The sequence below is a fragment of the Martinezella lusitana genome, assembly GCF_010668395.1.
Lineage (GTDB): Bacteria > Pseudomonadota > Alphaproteobacteria > Rhizobiales > Rhizobiaceae > Rhizobium > Rhizobium lusitanum_A.
Map to the genome: position 1 here is coordinate 42,686 of NZ_WUEY01000024.1, position 16,428 is coordinate 59,113.

Consider the following 16,428-nt stretch of genomic DNA (forward strand, 5'->3'; position numbering starts at 1 on the left):
AAGATCCATGCTGGAATGTGACACCTCCATCCTGATCTCCGGGGCTGCCTCCGGGATCGGGCGGGCGACCGCGCTTGCATTGGCCGAGAGCGGTGTTGCGCTGACGCTGTTCGATCGCAATGCGGCCGCATTGTCCGAGGTCGCGGATGCCTGTCGGGATAAGGGCGCGGCTGTGCTTGACAGGGCGGCTGACGCCTCTTCGGATTGTGACGTGGCGTCCGCGGTAGACAGGGCGGTCGATACGCACGGCTTTCTCTCTGGGGTAGTCGCCGCGGCAGGCATTGCGTGTAAAGGCGATGTCACGACTCTTTCCGATGAAGCGTGGCATGCAACGCTGGCCGTTAACCTGACAGGCCCGTTCCTGCTGGCGCGGCATGCGGTTCCGCACCTGTTACGCAGTCGCGTATCTGCTTTTGTCGCGATTAGCTCAGATTCCGGCGTGCGCGGATCGCGTGGCTATGCCGCCTATTGCGCCTCTAAGCATGGTGTCATTGGCCTGATCCGCTGCATGGCGCTCGATCATGGTCCGCAAGGATTGCGTAGCAATGTCGTCTGCCCATCCTTTGTCGATACGCCGATGGCCGAGGCTCTGTTGAAAGAGAGCGGCGGCTATGATCGTACGTTCTATGAGCGGCGCGTGCCGCTTGGCCGTTTTGCGCGGCCGCAGGAGGTCGCCGATGCCGTTGTCCATCTGTTATCGCCACAGGCGAGCTACGCCAACGGAATGATTTATGTGCTCGATGGCGGCACGACGGCGGGCACCTTTGGATGAGAGGTGGGGACAATCGGCCCGAGGCCGCGAGTAAATTCTGGGTAGCATTGACTTCATGAAGTATTTGCTCGATTCCATCATGAAAGTGAACTTGTCAGGTTATGTACGATGCCCAAATCCGTTGCCGAGGCCAAGACGCCGGATCACGTCGGTAAGACGTTGCGTGAACTGCGGCGGTCACGCCGCATTACCATCCAGCAACTCGCCGATGGTTTGAACCGTTCGACGGGGTACGTCAGCCAACTCGAACGGGGCCTCTCGCAGCCTACGCTGAAAGATCTCTACGCCGCCTGTACGATCTTCGGCGTTCCGATGAGTTGGTTCGTCGATCTGGAAGAAAAGCAACCGGAAGCCGAGCGAGAGAAAAATTTCATCGTCCGGGGCAACCAGCGTCGCTTCATGTCGCATCGAGGAGCAAGAACCGAGCTTCTGACGCCGCAACTCGATTCGAACGTCGAATTCATGATGTCCACGTTCGAGCCGGGGCTCGAGACGGAACGCAAAAACGTGCCGACCGCGGGCGCTGAATATGGTTATATCTTGAAAGGGCGCCTGGAGCTGTGGATCGACGAGGAGAAGTTTGAACTTTCCGAAGGTGATAGCTACTGCTTCAGTCGCTCCTCTACCTATCATTCCCGCAATCCATCGAAAACCCAACCGACGATCATCATCTGGGTTGGAGTATACCAGTAGCTTCGACCCGCTTTGAGACCGCCGCAAAGGCCATATTGCTATGATATCTTCCACTCAAGCGTCTGCGTCCTTTGCCGGCAAGGTTGCGTTTGTTTCAGGGGCTGCTTCTGGAATTGGCGCTGAGACCGCCCGAAGACTCGCCAAGATGGGCGCCAGCCTCGTCCTTGCCGATCGCCACGCGGAGCGGCTTACCGCTTTTGCCACAACGCTTGGCACAAAGGACGTCCTCGCTCTTTCGGTCGACGTGGCCTCCATGGCGAGCGTGGAGCAGGCTGTGATGTGCGGAGTTAGCCATTTCGGCGGACTGGACCTGGCGGTCAATTCCGCTGGCGTCGACCTTCCACGCTGCGAGACGGCCCGGTATCCAGTCGAACACTGGGATAAGATCATGGCCGTAAACCTGACAGGTGTCTTTCATGCGGTTCGATCTCAAATTCCGGCAATGCTGGCACGAGGCGGCGGCTCCATCGTGAATGTCGCGTCGATCATGGGTTTTCGCGCCTTCGCCGGTCAGCCAGCCTATACGGCTGCGAAACATGGTGTGATCGGCCTTACCAAAGCCGCCGCGCTTGACCACGCAACGCAGGGCATCCGTATCAATGCTGTCGCGCCCGGGTTCGTCGAAACGCCGTTACTTGCTCATTTGAGCGAAGGGAAGAAGAAAGCCGCCGCGCTGCTTCATCCCATGGAACGTCTTGGAAGGGAGGACGAGATCGCCAATGTGATCCTCTTCTTGCTGTCAGATGCCGCGTCCTTCGTCACAGGCGCATGCTTTGAGGCGGATGGCGGATATCTTGCAAAGTGAATGGCGATCGGATCAATATTCCCAGCATGCGTCTGAAATGAACGGCCGCGATACTATATTCGGTTTGAGGAGGCCTCCGCACCTAGCATCGCTTAAGATGGGGAAGCTCCGTTTTTGACGAACCTATATGTGTCCTTGACGCTAGATTAACTCTTCAACTCCGAATCCCGCGTTCACTGACTTTGCTGGCCCGCCTGAGCACGCCTGACAATGGCGAGGGAGAGAGGGCCGGTCCCCACGGCGATGTGCTTGCCGGCCAGGCGCTGTCGGCGAAGACTGATGATCCGTTCACAAGTGTCTTGCCCGTTTCTCGCGGGCTGCTTGCGGGACGCGATCAACATCGCCGTACGACTGGATAGTCTGAACCGCTTGGTCCGGCGGCACGGATCTTCAACGAAATGCCACAGAGCGTGGCCGCCTGCGCCTTTGACAGCCTCCGGGCGAGAGCGGCGGCTACAAGTCTTTCCTCTCGACGCAATGGTGTCAGGCGGCCATTTGATTTGAACCCCTCTAAAGGGCATAATTTATCGGGGGCATATCAACTTACGAAGCAGCGAAATTATATTCGGACAGCAAATCCAGAAGGAATGGACAGATGGTCTCCAATTTCATTATAGCGCCAGTGTACAAGCAATCATCTGTGAAGGGTTGCCCTTTTGTCTTTGGCGCCAACCTGTATCACCTACGGGAAGCCCTACCCGGTGGCTAGTCTCGGGACCTAGATTGACTTTGGCCTCAAGCACCGCTCGGCTGGCAGCATATCAGCCTGACCGGAGATTACATCTGGACCCCGACGGACAGCCCCGATCTCAGGCCGCTCCGGCGAGAAACATCCAGATACCAGTCTCTTCCTTGGTCAACAGGAGCACCGGCATGGCCTTACCATGAATGGGTTTGACGAGGTCGTTAGGCCTTGCGCACGGAGGTCCACTGCGGAACATGAATGCCGGCAAAGAACATCAGCGGCTTGGCTTCATCGCGCGCGAACCAGCGTTCGGCACATTGCCGCCGTCCTCCTGACTTGCCGGATCGGGTTCGGCAAAGCTGGTGACGCGAACGAGACAGCGGTTCTCGACGCCGAACCAGCGCCTCCAATGCAGAAGCTTCAGATTGCGGACATTGGTGACGTCACGATCGACCTGCTCGCGTACCAGCTGCTCGAAATCCACCTCCTTGCCCTTGGGTCGCAACTTCTCGGCCTTGGCTTGTGCTGCCTTTTCAAGGACGAACCTTGGGGAGGGACGTCTCCAACGGACATGGATGAGCGGCCTGCCTCCGTCTGCTGTGTTTCGGACGATCGGCCCCATCTGGTCCGGGTTCATCTGATAGGCAGGCATCAGGTTGAACAGACACTCGGCGTCCTGAGCCCACTTGTTCACCCAGTCCTTGTCTTCCATTCGATAAAGATTGCACATCAGCGCTCCATCCCCCCGCTGTAAGGACGATGAAATAACTCGGTGCATTGTCAAACGTCGGTTTGGCATTCTCTCATTTCAGTTGCGTCATGCCGTCGTTAGATGTGGTGCTATCGGATGGGAGAGCCAATGGATCGAGATGTAAAAGACTATTTCGAACGATTTTCGGTTCCCGCGGAGGTCGTATCGTTCGTCAACCGTCCTGTCGGCCATTTCATCGACGGGCGTGAAATCTTGTCGGCTCAGGATGCCATCGATCTCGTGGAGCCATTCACACAAAGGATGTTGACCGTACTTGCCACCGGGGATTTGCAGATTGTCGACCAGGCGGTGCGCTCCTCACGGAAGGCGTTCGACGGGGCTTGGGGTCGGCTGTTGCCTCTCGAGCGCCAGAAGCTCATCCTGCGGCTGGCGGAGGCGATGGAGGCCGATGCTGACTTTCTCGCGCATCTCGAAGCGATCGATGTCGGCAAAGCCATATCCGATGCGCGCTACATCGATGTTCCAGGAGCGATCGCGAACTTTGAGTATTTTGCCGGATGGACGAGCAAGCTCGATGGCAGAACAACCAGCGCCGTTGCGTTGCCCGGAGAGACGCTGACTTATACCGTGAAAGAGTCGCTTGGGGTGGTAGCGGCGATCATACCCTGGAATTTCCCGCTCCAGATATTGTCGTGGAAACTTGGAGCGGCGCTCGCCTGCGGCTGCACGGTTGTCTGTAAGCCTTCGGAACTCACGCCATTGTCAGCGATGCGACTGGCCCAGCTTGCTACGGAGGTCGGCTTTCCGGACGGCGTCATCAATATTGTCAATGGTTTCGGTCATGTTGTCGGGCAGGCGCTGGCACAGCATCCGGGGGTGGACAAGCTCTCCTTTACCGGCTCGAGCGCCGTCGGTGCCGCGATCGGCAAGACGGCGCTCGATAGCATGAAGCGCCTGACGCTCGAACTGGGCGGCAAGTCGCCTGTCATCGTCACCGCCAAAGCGGATACCGATAAAGCCGCCAATGCCATATTGTCTGGAATATTCATGAACTCGGGCCAGGTCTGCGATGCGGGTTCGCGCATCTATGCCCACGCCGATATCCATGAGGAGCTGGTCGCCAAGCTGAAAGCCGGCGCCGAAAACTTGCCCATCGGCCCCGGTCTCGATCCGCAGTCGAAGATCACGCCGCTGGTTTCGGCAAACCATCGTGCTCGCGTACTGGAGCACATAGGCAGCGCGCACGCGCAGGGCGCGACGCTGGTTACCGGCGAGGGAAAAGACATTCCGTATCGCCAGGACAATATCCTGCGTCCGACGATTTTTGACCGCTGCGCAGAGGATATGCGTATTTTCCGCGAGGAAATCTTCGGTCCAGTTCTCGGTGTCGCGTGGTTCGAAACGCTGGATGACGCAGTGGAGCGGGCCAATTCCAGCATTTACGGACTGGCGGCCGCCATCTACTCGCAGGATGTGGATGAGACGATCGCGCTTTCGCGGCGTATCAAGGCAGGAAACGTCTACATCAACGCGCACGGAATACTGGATCCAGCCATGCCGTTTGGCGGCATCAAATCGTCCGGATTCGGCAAGGACATGGGACCTGAGCAGCTGGACGGCTTTCTGACCACCAAGAGTATTTACGTCCAGCTTGCTAGCTGATGTGTCATAGGAGGAATTGAAAATGCAGCCACTGCGCCAACCGCAGGTGGAGGAGAACCTGCGCCGTTTTTCGGAACACACGCGTGCGATCGCCAGCGATGGGTCTGCCGGTTGGGCAATCGCCGATGCCGCGGCGGATGCCTTGGATCGCGGTGAAGATGTCGTCAGTCTCTGCCTCGGCGATACGTCCTTCGATACGCCGACGCGTATCTCCGAGGCAGCCATCCGCAGCATTCGCGAGGGGCGCACCCACTATGCGCCCGTGCCGGGCACGCCGGCGCTGCGCCATAGCATTGCAGCAGCCCAAAGACGCTTCGATGGCTACGGCTGGTCGCCAGAGCAAGCGATAGTCTTTGGTGGAGCGCAAAATGCCCTGTTTGCAGCTTTGATGACGGTTGCCGGGGCCGGTGATGAAGTGATCTGCCTGGCGCCATGGTATGCAACCTATGAAGCATCGATCCGAGTTGGCGGAGCAATCGCGCGGCCGGTCATGCTGGCGCTGGACAATGGGCGCCAAAAGATTTCGGAGGAAATTCTCGGTGCCGCCATCAACGGGCGCACCCGAGCGATACTGCTCAACTCCCCCAACAATCCGGGCGGTTACGTATTCAGCCGACAGGATCTGGAGGTCGTCGCAGCATTCGCCGACCGCCACAATCTCTGGGTCATCAGCGACGAGGTCTATCGCAGCACGGTCTTCGATGGTGAGTTCCTGTCCGTCTCTTCGTTGCCCGGAATGATGGAGCGGACCATCATTGTCAACAGCTTGTCCAAGTCACATGCCATGACCGGTTGGAGATTGGGGTGGACTCTCAGCCCGAAATCCGCGGCGGTGCATCTAGAAAATCTTGCCCAGTGCATGCTGTTCGGCTCTCCGACCTTCATCCAGGACGCCGCAGCCCTGGCGCTGGAAACCGCGGGGGATGCGGAAATGCACTTTTTCGCCGACGAACTCAAGCGGCGGCGCGACCTGATGCTCACCGCTCTATCAGGCATTCCTCAGCTGGTGTTCACGCGGCCTGAAGGGGGCATGTTCTGTTTCATCGATGTCAGTGCGACCGGACTTTCAGGTGCCGCATTTGCCGAGCAGCTTTATGCGCAGGAGAAGCTTGCCATCGTCGCTGGCGTTGCGTTTGGCGCGGAGATGAAGAATTTCGTCCGCATCTCCTTTTCGGGATCGGATGAGACAATCCGCAAGGGCATGGAGCGGCTATCACGCTTCTGCTCTGGTATTTGACAAGGTGCAATCATGATCTCAAAGAGAACCATTGCCATCTGCATGATCGGGATATTTTGCGCCCTCAGCATTTGCGCTTATGGTCTGCCACGTCCTGCAAGCTCTCGTCCGAGTCTTATCTACGCGAAGTATGGGTGCTTGAAGAGGGACCACGGAACAACGTCCCGACCGGATGAGGCGGAGAACATCTTTCTGAAGATGCAGTCGTGCTGAAGCCAGTCTGGAAGCGAAATCCTCATCCTTCTGCGCTAAGTTATGGCCGGATAGCTGCAGGAAAGAGGCTTCATGCGCTTTGACATACCGCCGCTCGATAGGGTCGACATCCGGCTTCTTAAAGTTTTCAAGGCCGTGACGGAGTGCGGGGGATTTGCTGCGGCAGAAGAGACCCTCAATCTGAGCCGCTCGACAATCTCGATTCATATCTCGGACCTCGAAACACGGTTCGGTATCAAACTTTGTACGCGAGGGCCGGCAGGCTTCTCACTCACCCAGGAGGGCGTTGTCGTTTACGAAGCGACGCTGCGGCTGTTTACCGAGCTCAACAGCTTTCGCACGACGGTTGCCGGCGCCAAGGGCACATTGATGGGTGAGCTGTCAGTCTGGCAGATGGACAATATCGCCACTGACCCGCTCAATCCGGTGATACTGGCGTTCCAGCGGTTTCGATCGCGGCCGAACTCCGTGGAGATCGCCGTCAACGTCGTGCCATCTAACGACGTCGAGCGGGCGGTATACGATGGGCGATGTAACCTCGGTATCACCGGCAGTCGATCGGATCTTACGGACCTCCTTTACGAGCAACTTCATACCGAGAGCATCTCCATGTTTTGCGGCCGGGCTCATCCGCTTTTCGAGGCGGCGCGGTTCGACCTGACCGATGAGCAGCTCGCCGATGTCGACTTCATCCGCCGCGGTTTCGTCACGCAAAAGCAGGAAATGGTCGAAACCGACTGGAATTCCAGCGTTTCGTCGATGCACACCGAGGCGACCCTGCAGCTGATTCTGACCGGCCTGCATATCGGCTATTTGCCGGATCATTACGCTGCCGCTTGGGAGGAACGCGGACTGCTGCGCAAGATCAACCCGGAGCGTTTCCACGTGGATTGGCCGGTTTTTCTGGTCACCCGGAAAGGCGATCGGCAATCGGTGCTTCTCAACACCCTGAGGAAGGATGTGCTGGATGCATCGGCAGCGTTGAAGCAATCAGTATAGGGTCTCCGCAAGCTTGCGGAAAAAATTCTCGCCTTCACGAAACTGGCTCATGGTGATGTATTCGTCACGCTGGTGGGCCTGCTCGATGCTGCCGGGCCCGAAGACTACGGTCGGAAGGCCGATTGACTGGAAAATCCCGGCCTCCGTCACGTAGGAGACCGCTTCGACGTGATCAGAGCCGGCGAGCGTGCCGATCAGGCATTCGGCCGTACTGGACGGCTGTCTTACCAGCGGCGGTATCGAATCGAGCATAGTGAGTGTGACGCTCGCCTCTGGCGCGGTTCGCTTCAGTTCGGGAATGATCTCCGTTTCCGCAAAACGCAGCACCCTTTGGGCGACGTACGCATCCTGGCCCGCTTCCAGCGGGCGCATCTCGAGGTGAAATGTGCATTCAGAAGCAATGACATTGCCTGCAGTCCCGCCTTCTATCCGGCCTACGCAGACCGTGGGGTAGGACACATCGAATAGCTCTCCCAAAGTCGACGGCTTGGCCTGCAGCTCGCGGCCAATTGCGTCAATTTCGGCGATGATGTGGGCGGCAGCGTGGATGGCATTGGCGCCGAGATGCGGACGGCTGGAGTGGGCAGCCTTTCCGCGGACGCGAACGGACCAGTCGACAGCACCCTTGTGGGCGCCTACAAGCCGCATCTCAGTTGGCTCGCCGACGATTACGGCCGCGGGGGTCGGCACGGAGCGGCGAATATGCTCAACGACCGGTCGGACGCCTTGGCAAGTTGTTTCTTCGTCGTAGGAAAAGGCAAGGTAGAGCGGCTTCGATAGCCTCTTGAGGTTGACCGCTCCCGCGGTGGCGAGCGCAATCGCCAGGAAGCCTTTCATGTCCACTGCGCCGCGGCCATAGAGGCGCTGATCGGCCTGGCGAAGCCGGAAAGGATCGGAAGTCCAGACCTGATCGTCGACCGGAACGACATCCATATGACCCGACAAGACGACACCGCCCTCGACGCTCGGTCCGAAAGCGAGCAGCAGCGCTTCCTTGACGCCGTCCTGAGAAGGGAAACGTTCGACCCGGCCGCCGCACTCAATCGCAAACATGGCGACATATTCGGCGATATCGAGATTGGAATCGCGCGAGACGGATGGAAAGCTGACCAGCCGTTCGAGGATCGAGAGGGTGTTTCGGTCTTGCATCATATCCATCACGCTATGACAGGCGCGTCAGCCAGACCGTCCTTGGACAAACTGACGCCCGTCTCAGTTGTCAATCACCATAGAGGTCGAAAGCAAAGTATTTTGCATTGATCTTGGCATAGGTCCCATCGGCGCGGATATGCTGGATCGCCGTATTGATCTTTGTCCGCAAGTCATCGCTGTTCTTGCGCAGCGCTATACCCACACCTTCGCCGAGGCAGCCAGGATCTTTCTGTGCCGGACCAAGCAGTTCGTAGTTGGCGCCATCCGGCCCCTTTAGCAGTTGTTCCTGCGCACCAACGCGATCGGAGAAGACAACATCGACGCGGCCTGCCACCAGATCGTTGAAGGCTTCGAGCTGGCTCGGATAGACCTTCACGCTACTGCCGGAATAGAACTTTTCAAGGTAGCAAGCCTGGATGGTGCCGCGTTGGACGCCGATCGTCTTGCCCTTCAGGCTCTCCGGATCGACGCCGAGGCCGGAGCCCTTCCTGGCGCTGAACTGCGAGGGGGTCTGGTAGTATTTCTCGGTGAAGTCGACCTTCTTCTTGCGGTCTGCGGTGATCGTCATCGATGCGGCGATAAGGTCGAACTTCTTTGCCAGCAGGCCGGGAATGAGTCCGTCCCAGTCTTGCTTCATGAACTCGCAGGTGACTTTCATGTCAGCGCAGATCGCCTTGGCAATATCGACGTCGAAGCCTGAAAGCGTTCCATCGGGCTCAAGCTGATTGAAGGGCGGATATGCGCCTTCTGTCGCGATGCGAAGCTTTTCCTCCGCCGACGCGGGGTTGAGTGAGACGGTCGCGGCGAGCACGACCATGAATGTGGCAAGAATTTTTTTCACGTTATCCCTCTGAAATGCCGGTTTTCTTGATGGTGGCACTGATTGTGCAGGGAAACTCTATCGGCGGGCGGCTGCTAGGCGATGCTGAATTCTAAAACCAATGTTTGATGACGAGTTCAGCATGAAAGGCTCTAGCTTGTCGTACATGGCCGGAGATGATGGTTGAGCCTTGCCTCGAGAAAGGCAAACAGCCGTGCCAAGCCGAAGGTAAGGCAAACGTAGATCACCGCCGCCGTCAAAAAGCCCTCATAGGCGAGGTAGTACATACCGTTCAGCGTGCGCCCGGCTCCAAGCACGTCGATGATGGTGATGGTCGATGCAACGACGGTTGCCTGCAACGCAAAAATCAATTCGTTGGAATAGGTGGGCAGCATGATGCGGAAGGCGCGTGGCAGAAGAATGCGCCGCAGCCGTGTCAGCGCCCGCATGCCGCAGGCCTTGGCCGCTTCTACCTCTCCCGACGGGACAGCACGAATGCCGGCGCAGATGATCTCTGTCACATAGGCGGCGGTGTTTATCGAAAAGGCGATGAAAGCACAGCCCCAGGCTTCCCGCAGCATGGGCCAGACAGCGCTGTCGCGCACGAAGTCGAGCTCGCCGGCACCGTAGTAGAGCATGTATGTCTGGACCAGCAGCGGCGTGCCGCGAAAGACATAGGTGTAGCAGAGAATGATCGGGCTCAGCACTGGAACGCGGTAAGCGCGAGCGACGCCGAGGGGCAGGGCGACAATGCCGCCGACAGTAGCTGTCACAACGAACAGGATCAGCGTATTGAGGAGGCCGCGGGCAAAGAGCTGCCACTGCGACAGGATCAGAACGAAATCGATCGGTGAGCTGTTGCTGCTGAAGTCGGTGATGGTCTGGAGCATGACGTTCACCTCGCTGCCGGATCAAGGCTGTAGCGGCGGGTCAGTGCGTGAATGACAAAGCCCAAAATCATGGTGATGACCAAATAGAGGCACATGGCGACGCCCATAAAGACGAACATGTGTCGGGTCGCCCGCCCTGCCTGAAAGCTGTTGAACACCATGTCCTGCAGACCGATGACTGAAACGAGTGCAGTTGTCTTCATCAGGATCTGCCAGTTGTTGCCGATGCCGGGCAGCGCATAGCCGAGGAGCTGTGGCCAGATGATGCGGGTAAAGAGGCGCCGGCGCGACAGGCCGAAGGCAAGCCCTGCTTCTATCTGGCCTTTGGGGATTGCCAGCGCCGCGCCACGAAAAGTCTCGACCATGTAGCCGCCGAAGATGACGGCGATCGTCACGATACCTGCTCCGAAGGCGCTGATTTCGACATAGTCCCATAGTCCCGTCGCCGCGCCGAGGTTGTTGAGCAGCATCTGTCCGCCGAAGTAGAAAAGCAGCATCAGAACGAGATCGGGGATGCCGCGGATGAGCGTGGTGTAAACGGTGACTATTCGTCTGGAGAAGTCATTGCCAGCAAGGCTGAGGAAGGCTCCGGCAAGCCCGATCAGGAGCGAGCCTGAAAGAGACAGAATGGCAACGCTGATCGTGACGAGCGTGCCGCTCAGAATGAGAGGCAGGTAGGGTTCGACGAGATCAAGCATACTCACGCCCTCGTTCGTGCGAGGAACTTCTGCAGATGCTCCGAGCGAGGGTTGAGCAGGATATCTTCCGGCTTCCCTTGTTCTTCAAGTAGCCCCTCACGGAGATACATGACTTCGGTCGAGACATCCCGAGCAAAGGCAATCTCGTGGGTCACGACTAGCATAGTGCGGCCTTCGTCCGCGAGCGCCCGCATGACCTTCAGCACCTCGCCGACAAGCTCGGGATCGAGAGCTGAGGTCGGTTCGTCGAACAGCAACACATCCGGGTTCATGGCAAGCGCCCGGGCGATGGCGGCGCGCTGTTGCTGCCCGCCGGAGAGATGTGACGGGTAATATGAACGCCGTTCATACATGCCGACCTTGGCGAGCGTTGCGTCGGCGCGCTCGATCGCTTCCTTGCGCGGGACGCGGAGCACGGAAATCGGCGCTTCGATGACATTTTCCAGAACGGAAAGATGCGGCCAAAGGTTGAAGCTCTGGAACACCATCGCGAGCCTAGATCGCAACCTCGCAAGCTGCTTTCCGTTTGCAGCCTTCAGCCCGCCGTGGCGATGCGACGTCAGCGCAAGTTCCTCGCCCCGGACGCGGATGGAACCTAACGACGGACGCTCCAGCAGGTTGATGCAACGGAGAAAAGTGCTTTTTCCGGAGCCGGAAGACCCGATGATCGATATGACGTCATGGTCACGCGCTGTCAGTGATATGCCCTTCAGAACCTCGATATGGCCGAAGCTCTTGTGAATGCCGTCAATCTTCAAGGCCTCCGCGGCCCCGCCAACCGGATATGTCGTCATCATTCCCTCTATGTTTGTTTTGTTCCGTCTTAGCTGCCGGAGAGGGGAGGCGGGTTTTCGATGCTTCAAACAACGGTTTGAGCTGGGCGCGCCGCTTAGTCTAGACGCGACCGGTACTGGATGTGAGGGTTGAGAATGCCGTTCGGATCGAAGGTCTTTCGCACCGCGTTCATCACTGCAATCTCTTCTTCCGACCGCGATCGCCAGAGATGCTCCGCCTTCTCTAGGCCTATTCCGTGTTCGGCGGAGACGGAACTCGGCCAATAGACGGAAAGCGTCTCGTAAACGCAGGCTTCGATGATTTCGTCGGCATGATCAATGCTGTTATCGTGCGCGATCATGAAGTGGACATTGCCATCCGCAAGGTGGCCGAAATAATAAGAGATCGCTTCAGGCAGTCTTCGGCTTAGTGCGTCCTCTACCCCCGCGACGTAAGTGGAATAATCCTGAGGCCGCATGCTGACGTCGAATGACAGTACTGTCGGGTGGCTTGCCTCGATATATTCGGAGCCATCACGGATCGACCAGAACGCCTCCTGCTGCGCCTGCGAGCTTGCGAGTGCGCTGTCCGGAATGAAATCAATACCTTCCAGTGCACCCAGGACGAGGTCTTCTGCTGAAGGGCCGTTCCCGGCACCTTCGACCTGTGCGAGTATGTAGAGCGGATGATGATCTGCCAGCGGCAACGGCGAGCCCCTGAGGGCGAGGGCACCTGCCGTCTTGAAATAACGGTTCCACATAATCTCCATGGCGAGAAGCGAGACACCGCATTTCAGCTCCAGCACGCTCATCACGGCAAGCGCATCATCGAGGCTGTCGAGAGCAAGCAGAACGCTTGCAGTATCGACTGATGGACGGCTGAGTTTCAGAACTGCCTTGGTGATGATGCCCAGCGAGCCCTCGGAGCCGATGAAAAGCTGCTTCAGGTCGTATCCAGTATTGTTCTTGACGAGACCGCCCAGGTCGGAGAGCACACGACCGTCGGCCAGAACCGCTTCGAGACCGGCGATATTCGCGCGCGTCATCCCAAAGCGCAGCACGGAATTGCCGCCGGCATTGGTCGCGATGTTGCCGCCGATCGAACAGCTGCCCCGAGCACCGAAATTGACGCCGTAGCGAAGGTCGTGCCGCTCGGCAAAGCGGTGAACCTCTTCGAGCTTAATCCCGGCTCCGACGGTCACCTGCCTACGCAATGGGTCGAAATCCAGGACACCGTTCAGGCGTTCGGTCGAGATTCCGACGACGTTGCCGAAAAGCTCCGTGCCGCGGACCAGTCCAGTCAGCCCGCCTAGAGTGACCACAGGAATGGAGTGTCGATTTGCGAATGCAAGGCAACCCGAGACTTCATCAGTCGTGCCGGGCCGGACGACAAGACGTGGTCCATCCGGGCTCGACAGCACATGGGCTGCGCCGACGATTGCCTCAAGCGCCGGTCTGATCTCCTCGATCGTCATCTCGCTGCAAGGTCCGCAAAGATTTCTGCATCGCTGTCGATCTGAAGGATGGTTGGCCGGTCTCTAGTAAACGAAGCCTCAAGCTCTTCGCCGAACTGCGCCATGGTTTCGATCAGCACCGCGCAGCAGCCAAACCCGCGGGCGATTGTCAGGAAATCGGGTGTGTAGAGATCGACCCCGATCGTCGGGATGCCGGATGCGATCATCGTGTCGCGAATCTCGCCATAGGCTCTGTTGTTCCAAACGATGATCGGCAAGGGGAGTTGGTTCTCGACGGCCGTGGTCAGCTCCTCGATCGAGTAGAGAAAGCTGCCGTCGCCAACGATCGCAAGTACCTGGCGATCCGGGCGACCGATCTTGGCGCCGACCGCTGCCGGCATGGCGCTGCCAAGCGTTCCATAGCCGTTGGGAAAGAGCCAGGTGCCTGGTGTCCCGGACGGATAATAGTGATTTCCCGTGTAGGCAAGCTGGGTGGAATCAGCGCAGATGATCGCATCGGGCTTCAAGGTCTCGGCGATCTTGTCGAGCACCAGCTTATGCTTGGGCGATTCGATGGACCAGCCCGCATCTGCAGCGATATCGGATTTCAGCTTGGCGACTCGATCTTCAGCTGCTTTTGACGACAAGGCTTGCGGACAGGCAGCGAGAATGGCTTCGAGCGCCAGGCCGGCATCGGAGAGAAGTGCGATCGTCGGAAGGTAGTTCATCGTCAGTTGCTTCGGATCAATGTCGATGCGTATCAGCTTCCCGCCGATTGCATAACTCCTGCAGGTGTAGAGCAGATCGGTCTCGCCGAGTTCGGTGCCGACGGCAAGAACCACATCTGCCATAGCGATTGCCTGGGCTGTCGCTTCGAAGGGCAGGGCGGAGCCAAGCGACAGCGGGTCGCCTTCAGGGAGGATTCCCTTGCCGGTATTCGTGGTCACGACAGGAATGCCGAGCCGGCGCGCCAATTGCTGCACCTTGTCGCTGGCAAAGCGCGCGCCACCGCCGGCAATAATCAGCGGTCGTTTGGCTTCAACCAGCATCTTCGCCACCTCGGCGATGGCCGTCGGCTGCGGACCCGGCCGAAACACGGACGGCTTGCTCCCTGAGGGTATCGGCGCCGCCGAAGCGAGAAGATCGCGGGGCACTTCGATCAGCGACGGGCGGTGCCGGCCGATATCGATCAGCGACATCGCGCGGTGGAAGATTTCCTCGATATTCGCTGCATGGAGAAGGGTATGCGAGAAAGCCGCGATTTGCTCTTGTACCGCCGACTGCGATCTCGTCTCATGCAGCGCGCCGCGCCCGACGCCGATCTCCGCGACGAGATTGTTTGCCGCAATCACCAGCATCGGTATCGAGTCCGCGTAAGCCTCCGCAATCCCCGTCGAAGCGTTGAGTACGCCCGGGCCGGTGATCAGCATGCAGGCTGCCGGTTTGCCGGTCGCGAAAGCGTAGCCATAGGCCATGAACGCAGCACCCTGCTCATGCCGTGGGGTCACATGGCGGATCTTGCGATCCGGGAGCGAACGGTAGAAGTCGACCGTATGGACGCCGGGGATGGAGAAGATGGTATCTACCTTATAGGTCTCCATCAGCCGAAGTATGGCGTCGGCAACAGTGGTGGTCTTTTCGGTGTCGATCGCAGTGCTCATTTCACGTCACCACCTTTCGTGACGGCAAGCAGGGCGCGCGCGATCTTCCGCGTCGCGTTGACGATATCGGCGGTGCCGATATGCTCCTCGGGCGTATGGGCCCATTTTTCGTCACCCGGCCCAAGGCCGATCGTGGGTATGCGGCCTTCGTTCATGAAGGTTCCGTTAACGCCGAAACGCCAGGCGGCGATCGTCGGGGTGACACCATCGACATCTTCGGCGGCAAGGATCGCCGCCTGGGTGACAGGGCTATCCTCGGGCGTGTACATCAATGGGTAGTGGTTGATCAGCGCCACGCTCCATTCCGCGTCGTTGGTGTTCGTCGCTCGAAGAATACCCTCGATCTCGCTCTGGCAGATCGTCGGGCTTTCACCGCGGACGTAACGACGATCGACGCGCATGGTCACGAGGTCGGGCACGACGGCAGTGCCGTTGTCCGGCGACGAATGCATGCCGGTAATCGTGACCGTGGCAGGCCCGAGCAGATCATCCTGGCGTAGGCCGCCGGCATAGGACTGCAGTCTATCGATGAAGGCGGTTGAGAGATAGATGGCATTGGTGCCGTCCGACGGTTCGGAGGCATGTGAGGTACGGCCGAAAAACTTCACCTCGAACTCCAGCTTGCCGCGATGGCCAAGATAGACTTGGCCTTTGGTGGACTCGACCGAAATCCCGAAATCGGCTCGCAGGCCGCGTTCGATGACGGACTTTACTCCGTTTGGCGAATCCGTTTCCTCCTCGACATCGGCGACCATGATCACATCGCCGCCCGGTTTCAGACCGGCGCGTTTCAGAGCGCCTATGGCATGGACTGCGGCGACGACATTGCATTTCATGTCGCAGGAGCCTCGACCGAATATCGCCATTCCGCTTTCGCCCCAACGGGAGGAATCGACGAGTTCGCCCGAGAAGGGTTGCTGCATCGCGCCGACAGGTACATGGTCGATATGGCCGTTGACCATGACCGACGGACCGCTGCCGTCGCCGAACACTGTTCCGATGACATTGCCGTTGGCGTCGATCTCGACTGTGTCGAAATCCTGTGCGCGCATCTGGCTGGCGACGAAATGCGCGACCTCTGCCTCGTCGCCGGTCAAACTCTCGATCTGCACGACTTTCTGGCAAGCTGCGATCAAGTCGGGGTGGTTGATGGCCTCGTCGATTGCGGCTCCCGCAGTATTCTTCAGCATGCAAGCTTCCTC

The 16,428-nt window shown here is 58.6% G+C and carries 14 protein-coding genes and 1 pseudogene; 6 read left to right on the plus strand and 9 right to left on the minus strand.

The genetic code is table 11. The features are described from left to right. Positions 1 to 7: 7 nt before the first annotated feature. The 3 genes from GR212_RS31095 to GR212_RS31105 all read left to right on the plus strand — a co-directional run bounded on the left by GR212_RS31095 (position 8) and on the right by GR212_RS31105 (position 2,270). Positions 8 to 772 carry an SDR family NAD(P)-dependent oxidoreductase gene (locus GR212_RS31095; protein ID WP_163992851.1) on the plus strand — a complete coding sequence of 255 codons (765 nt, stop codon included), beginning with the start codon at positions 8 to 10 and terminating at the stop codon, positions 770 to 772. 108 nt (positions 773 to 880) lie between these two features. Continuing rightward, positions 881 to 1,465 (plus strand): helix-turn-helix domain-containing protein, encoded by a 585-nt coding sequence (locus GR212_RS31100; RefSeq protein ID WP_163992853.1) that lies wholly within the window; start codon positions 881 to 883, stop codon positions 1,463 to 1,465. A 40-nt stretch (positions 1,466 to 1,505) separates the two neighbouring features. Beyond that, positions 1,506 to 2,270 carry an SDR family NAD(P)-dependent oxidoreductase gene (locus GR212_RS31105; RefSeq protein WP_163992855.1) on the plus strand — a complete coding sequence of 255 codons (765 nt, stop codon included), beginning with the start codon at positions 1,506 to 1,508 and terminating at the stop codon, positions 2,268 to 2,270. A gap of 830 nt (positions 2,271 to 3,100) precedes the next feature. Here the strand turns inward: GR212_RS31105 and GR212_RS31110 are convergent. Next, positions 3,101 to 3,685 (minus strand): annotated as a pseudogene (locus tag GR212_RS31110) (SOS response-associated peptidase); the annotation flags it as partial. 129 nt (positions 3,686 to 3,814) lie between these two features. On the opposite strand from GR212_RS31110, the gene GR212_RS31115 reads away from it, so the two are divergent. The 3 genes from GR212_RS31115 to GR212_RS31125 all read left to right on the plus strand — a co-directional run bounded on the left by GR212_RS31115 (position 3,815) and on the right by GR212_RS31125 (position 7,778). Further along, positions 3,815 to 5,329, plus strand: coding sequence for an aldehyde dehydrogenase family protein (locus tag GR212_RS31115; protein WP_163992857.1), 1,515 nt, complete (start codon positions 3,815 to 3,817; stop codon positions 5,327 to 5,329). 22 nt (positions 5,330 to 5,351) lie between these two features. Then, entirely contained in the window at positions 5,352 to 6,566 is a 1,215-nt protein-coding gene (locus GR212_RS31120; protein WP_163992859.1) for a pyridoxal phosphate-dependent aminotransferase, read from the plus strand. A 285-nt stretch (positions 6,567 to 6,851) separates the two neighbouring features. Beyond that, entirely contained in the window at positions 6,852 to 7,778 is a 927-nt protein-coding gene (locus GR212_RS31125; RefSeq protein WP_163992861.1) for a LysR family transcriptional regulator, read from the plus strand. Here the strand turns inward: GR212_RS31125 and argE are convergent. The 8 genes from argE to GR212_RS31165 all read right to left on the minus strand — a co-directional run bounded on the left by argE (position 7,770) and on the right by GR212_RS31165 (position 16,416). Then, positions 7,770 to 8,930: an acetylornithine deacetylase gene (gene argE, locus GR212_RS31130; protein WP_163992863.1), complete on the minus strand. Its 1,161-nt coding sequence runs from the start codon at positions 8,928 to 8,930 to the stop codon at positions 7,770 to 7,772. The genes GR212_RS31125 and argE overlap by 9 nt on opposite strands. Before the next feature lie 67 nt (positions 8,931 to 8,997). Beyond that, the gene (locus GR212_RS31135; protein WP_163992926.1) at positions 8,998 to 9,747 is read right to left on the minus strand and encodes an ABC transporter substrate-binding protein; all 750 of its coding nucleotides are present in this window, start codon (positions 9,745 to 9,747) and stop codon (positions 8,998 to 9,000) included. A gap of 155 nt (positions 9,748 to 9,902) precedes the next feature. After that, a complete protein-coding gene (locus GR212_RS31140) occupies positions 9,903 to 10,640 on the minus strand; it encodes an ABC transporter permease (RefSeq protein WP_163992865.1) in 738 nt (245 codons plus the stop codon). Positions 10,641 to 10,645: 5 nt separating this feature from the next. Next, entirely contained in the window at positions 10,646 to 11,338 is a 693-nt protein-coding gene (locus GR212_RS31145) for an ABC transporter permease (protein ID WP_163992867.1), read from the minus strand. A gap of 2 nt (positions 11,339 to 11,340) precedes the next feature. Then, entirely contained in the window at positions 11,341 to 12,132 is a 792-nt protein-coding gene (locus GR212_RS31150) for an ATP-binding cassette domain-containing protein (RefSeq protein ID WP_163992928.1), read from the minus strand. Between the two features lie 95 nt (positions 12,133 to 12,227). Next, on the minus strand, positions 12,228 to 13,586 hold the full coding sequence (locus GR212_RS31155) for an FAD-binding oxidoreductase (RefSeq protein WP_163992869.1): 1,359 nt from the start codon (positions 13,584 to 13,586) through the stop codon (positions 12,228 to 12,230). Next, entirely contained in the window at positions 13,583 to 15,226 is a 1,644-nt protein-coding gene (locus GR212_RS31160; protein ID WP_163992871.1) for a 5-guanidino-2-oxopentanoate decarboxylase, read from the minus strand. The genes GR212_RS31155 and GR212_RS31160 overlap by 4 nt, the downstream gene beginning before the upstream one ends. Continuing rightward, positions 15,223 to 16,416 (minus strand): M20 family metallopeptidase, encoded by a 1,194-nt coding sequence (locus GR212_RS31165; RefSeq protein WP_163992873.1) that lies wholly within the window; start codon positions 16,414 to 16,416, stop codon positions 15,223 to 15,225. Before GR212_RS31165 ends, GR212_RS31160 begins: the two co-directional genes overlap by 4 nt. Positions 16,417 to 16,428 lie beyond the last annotated feature (12 nt).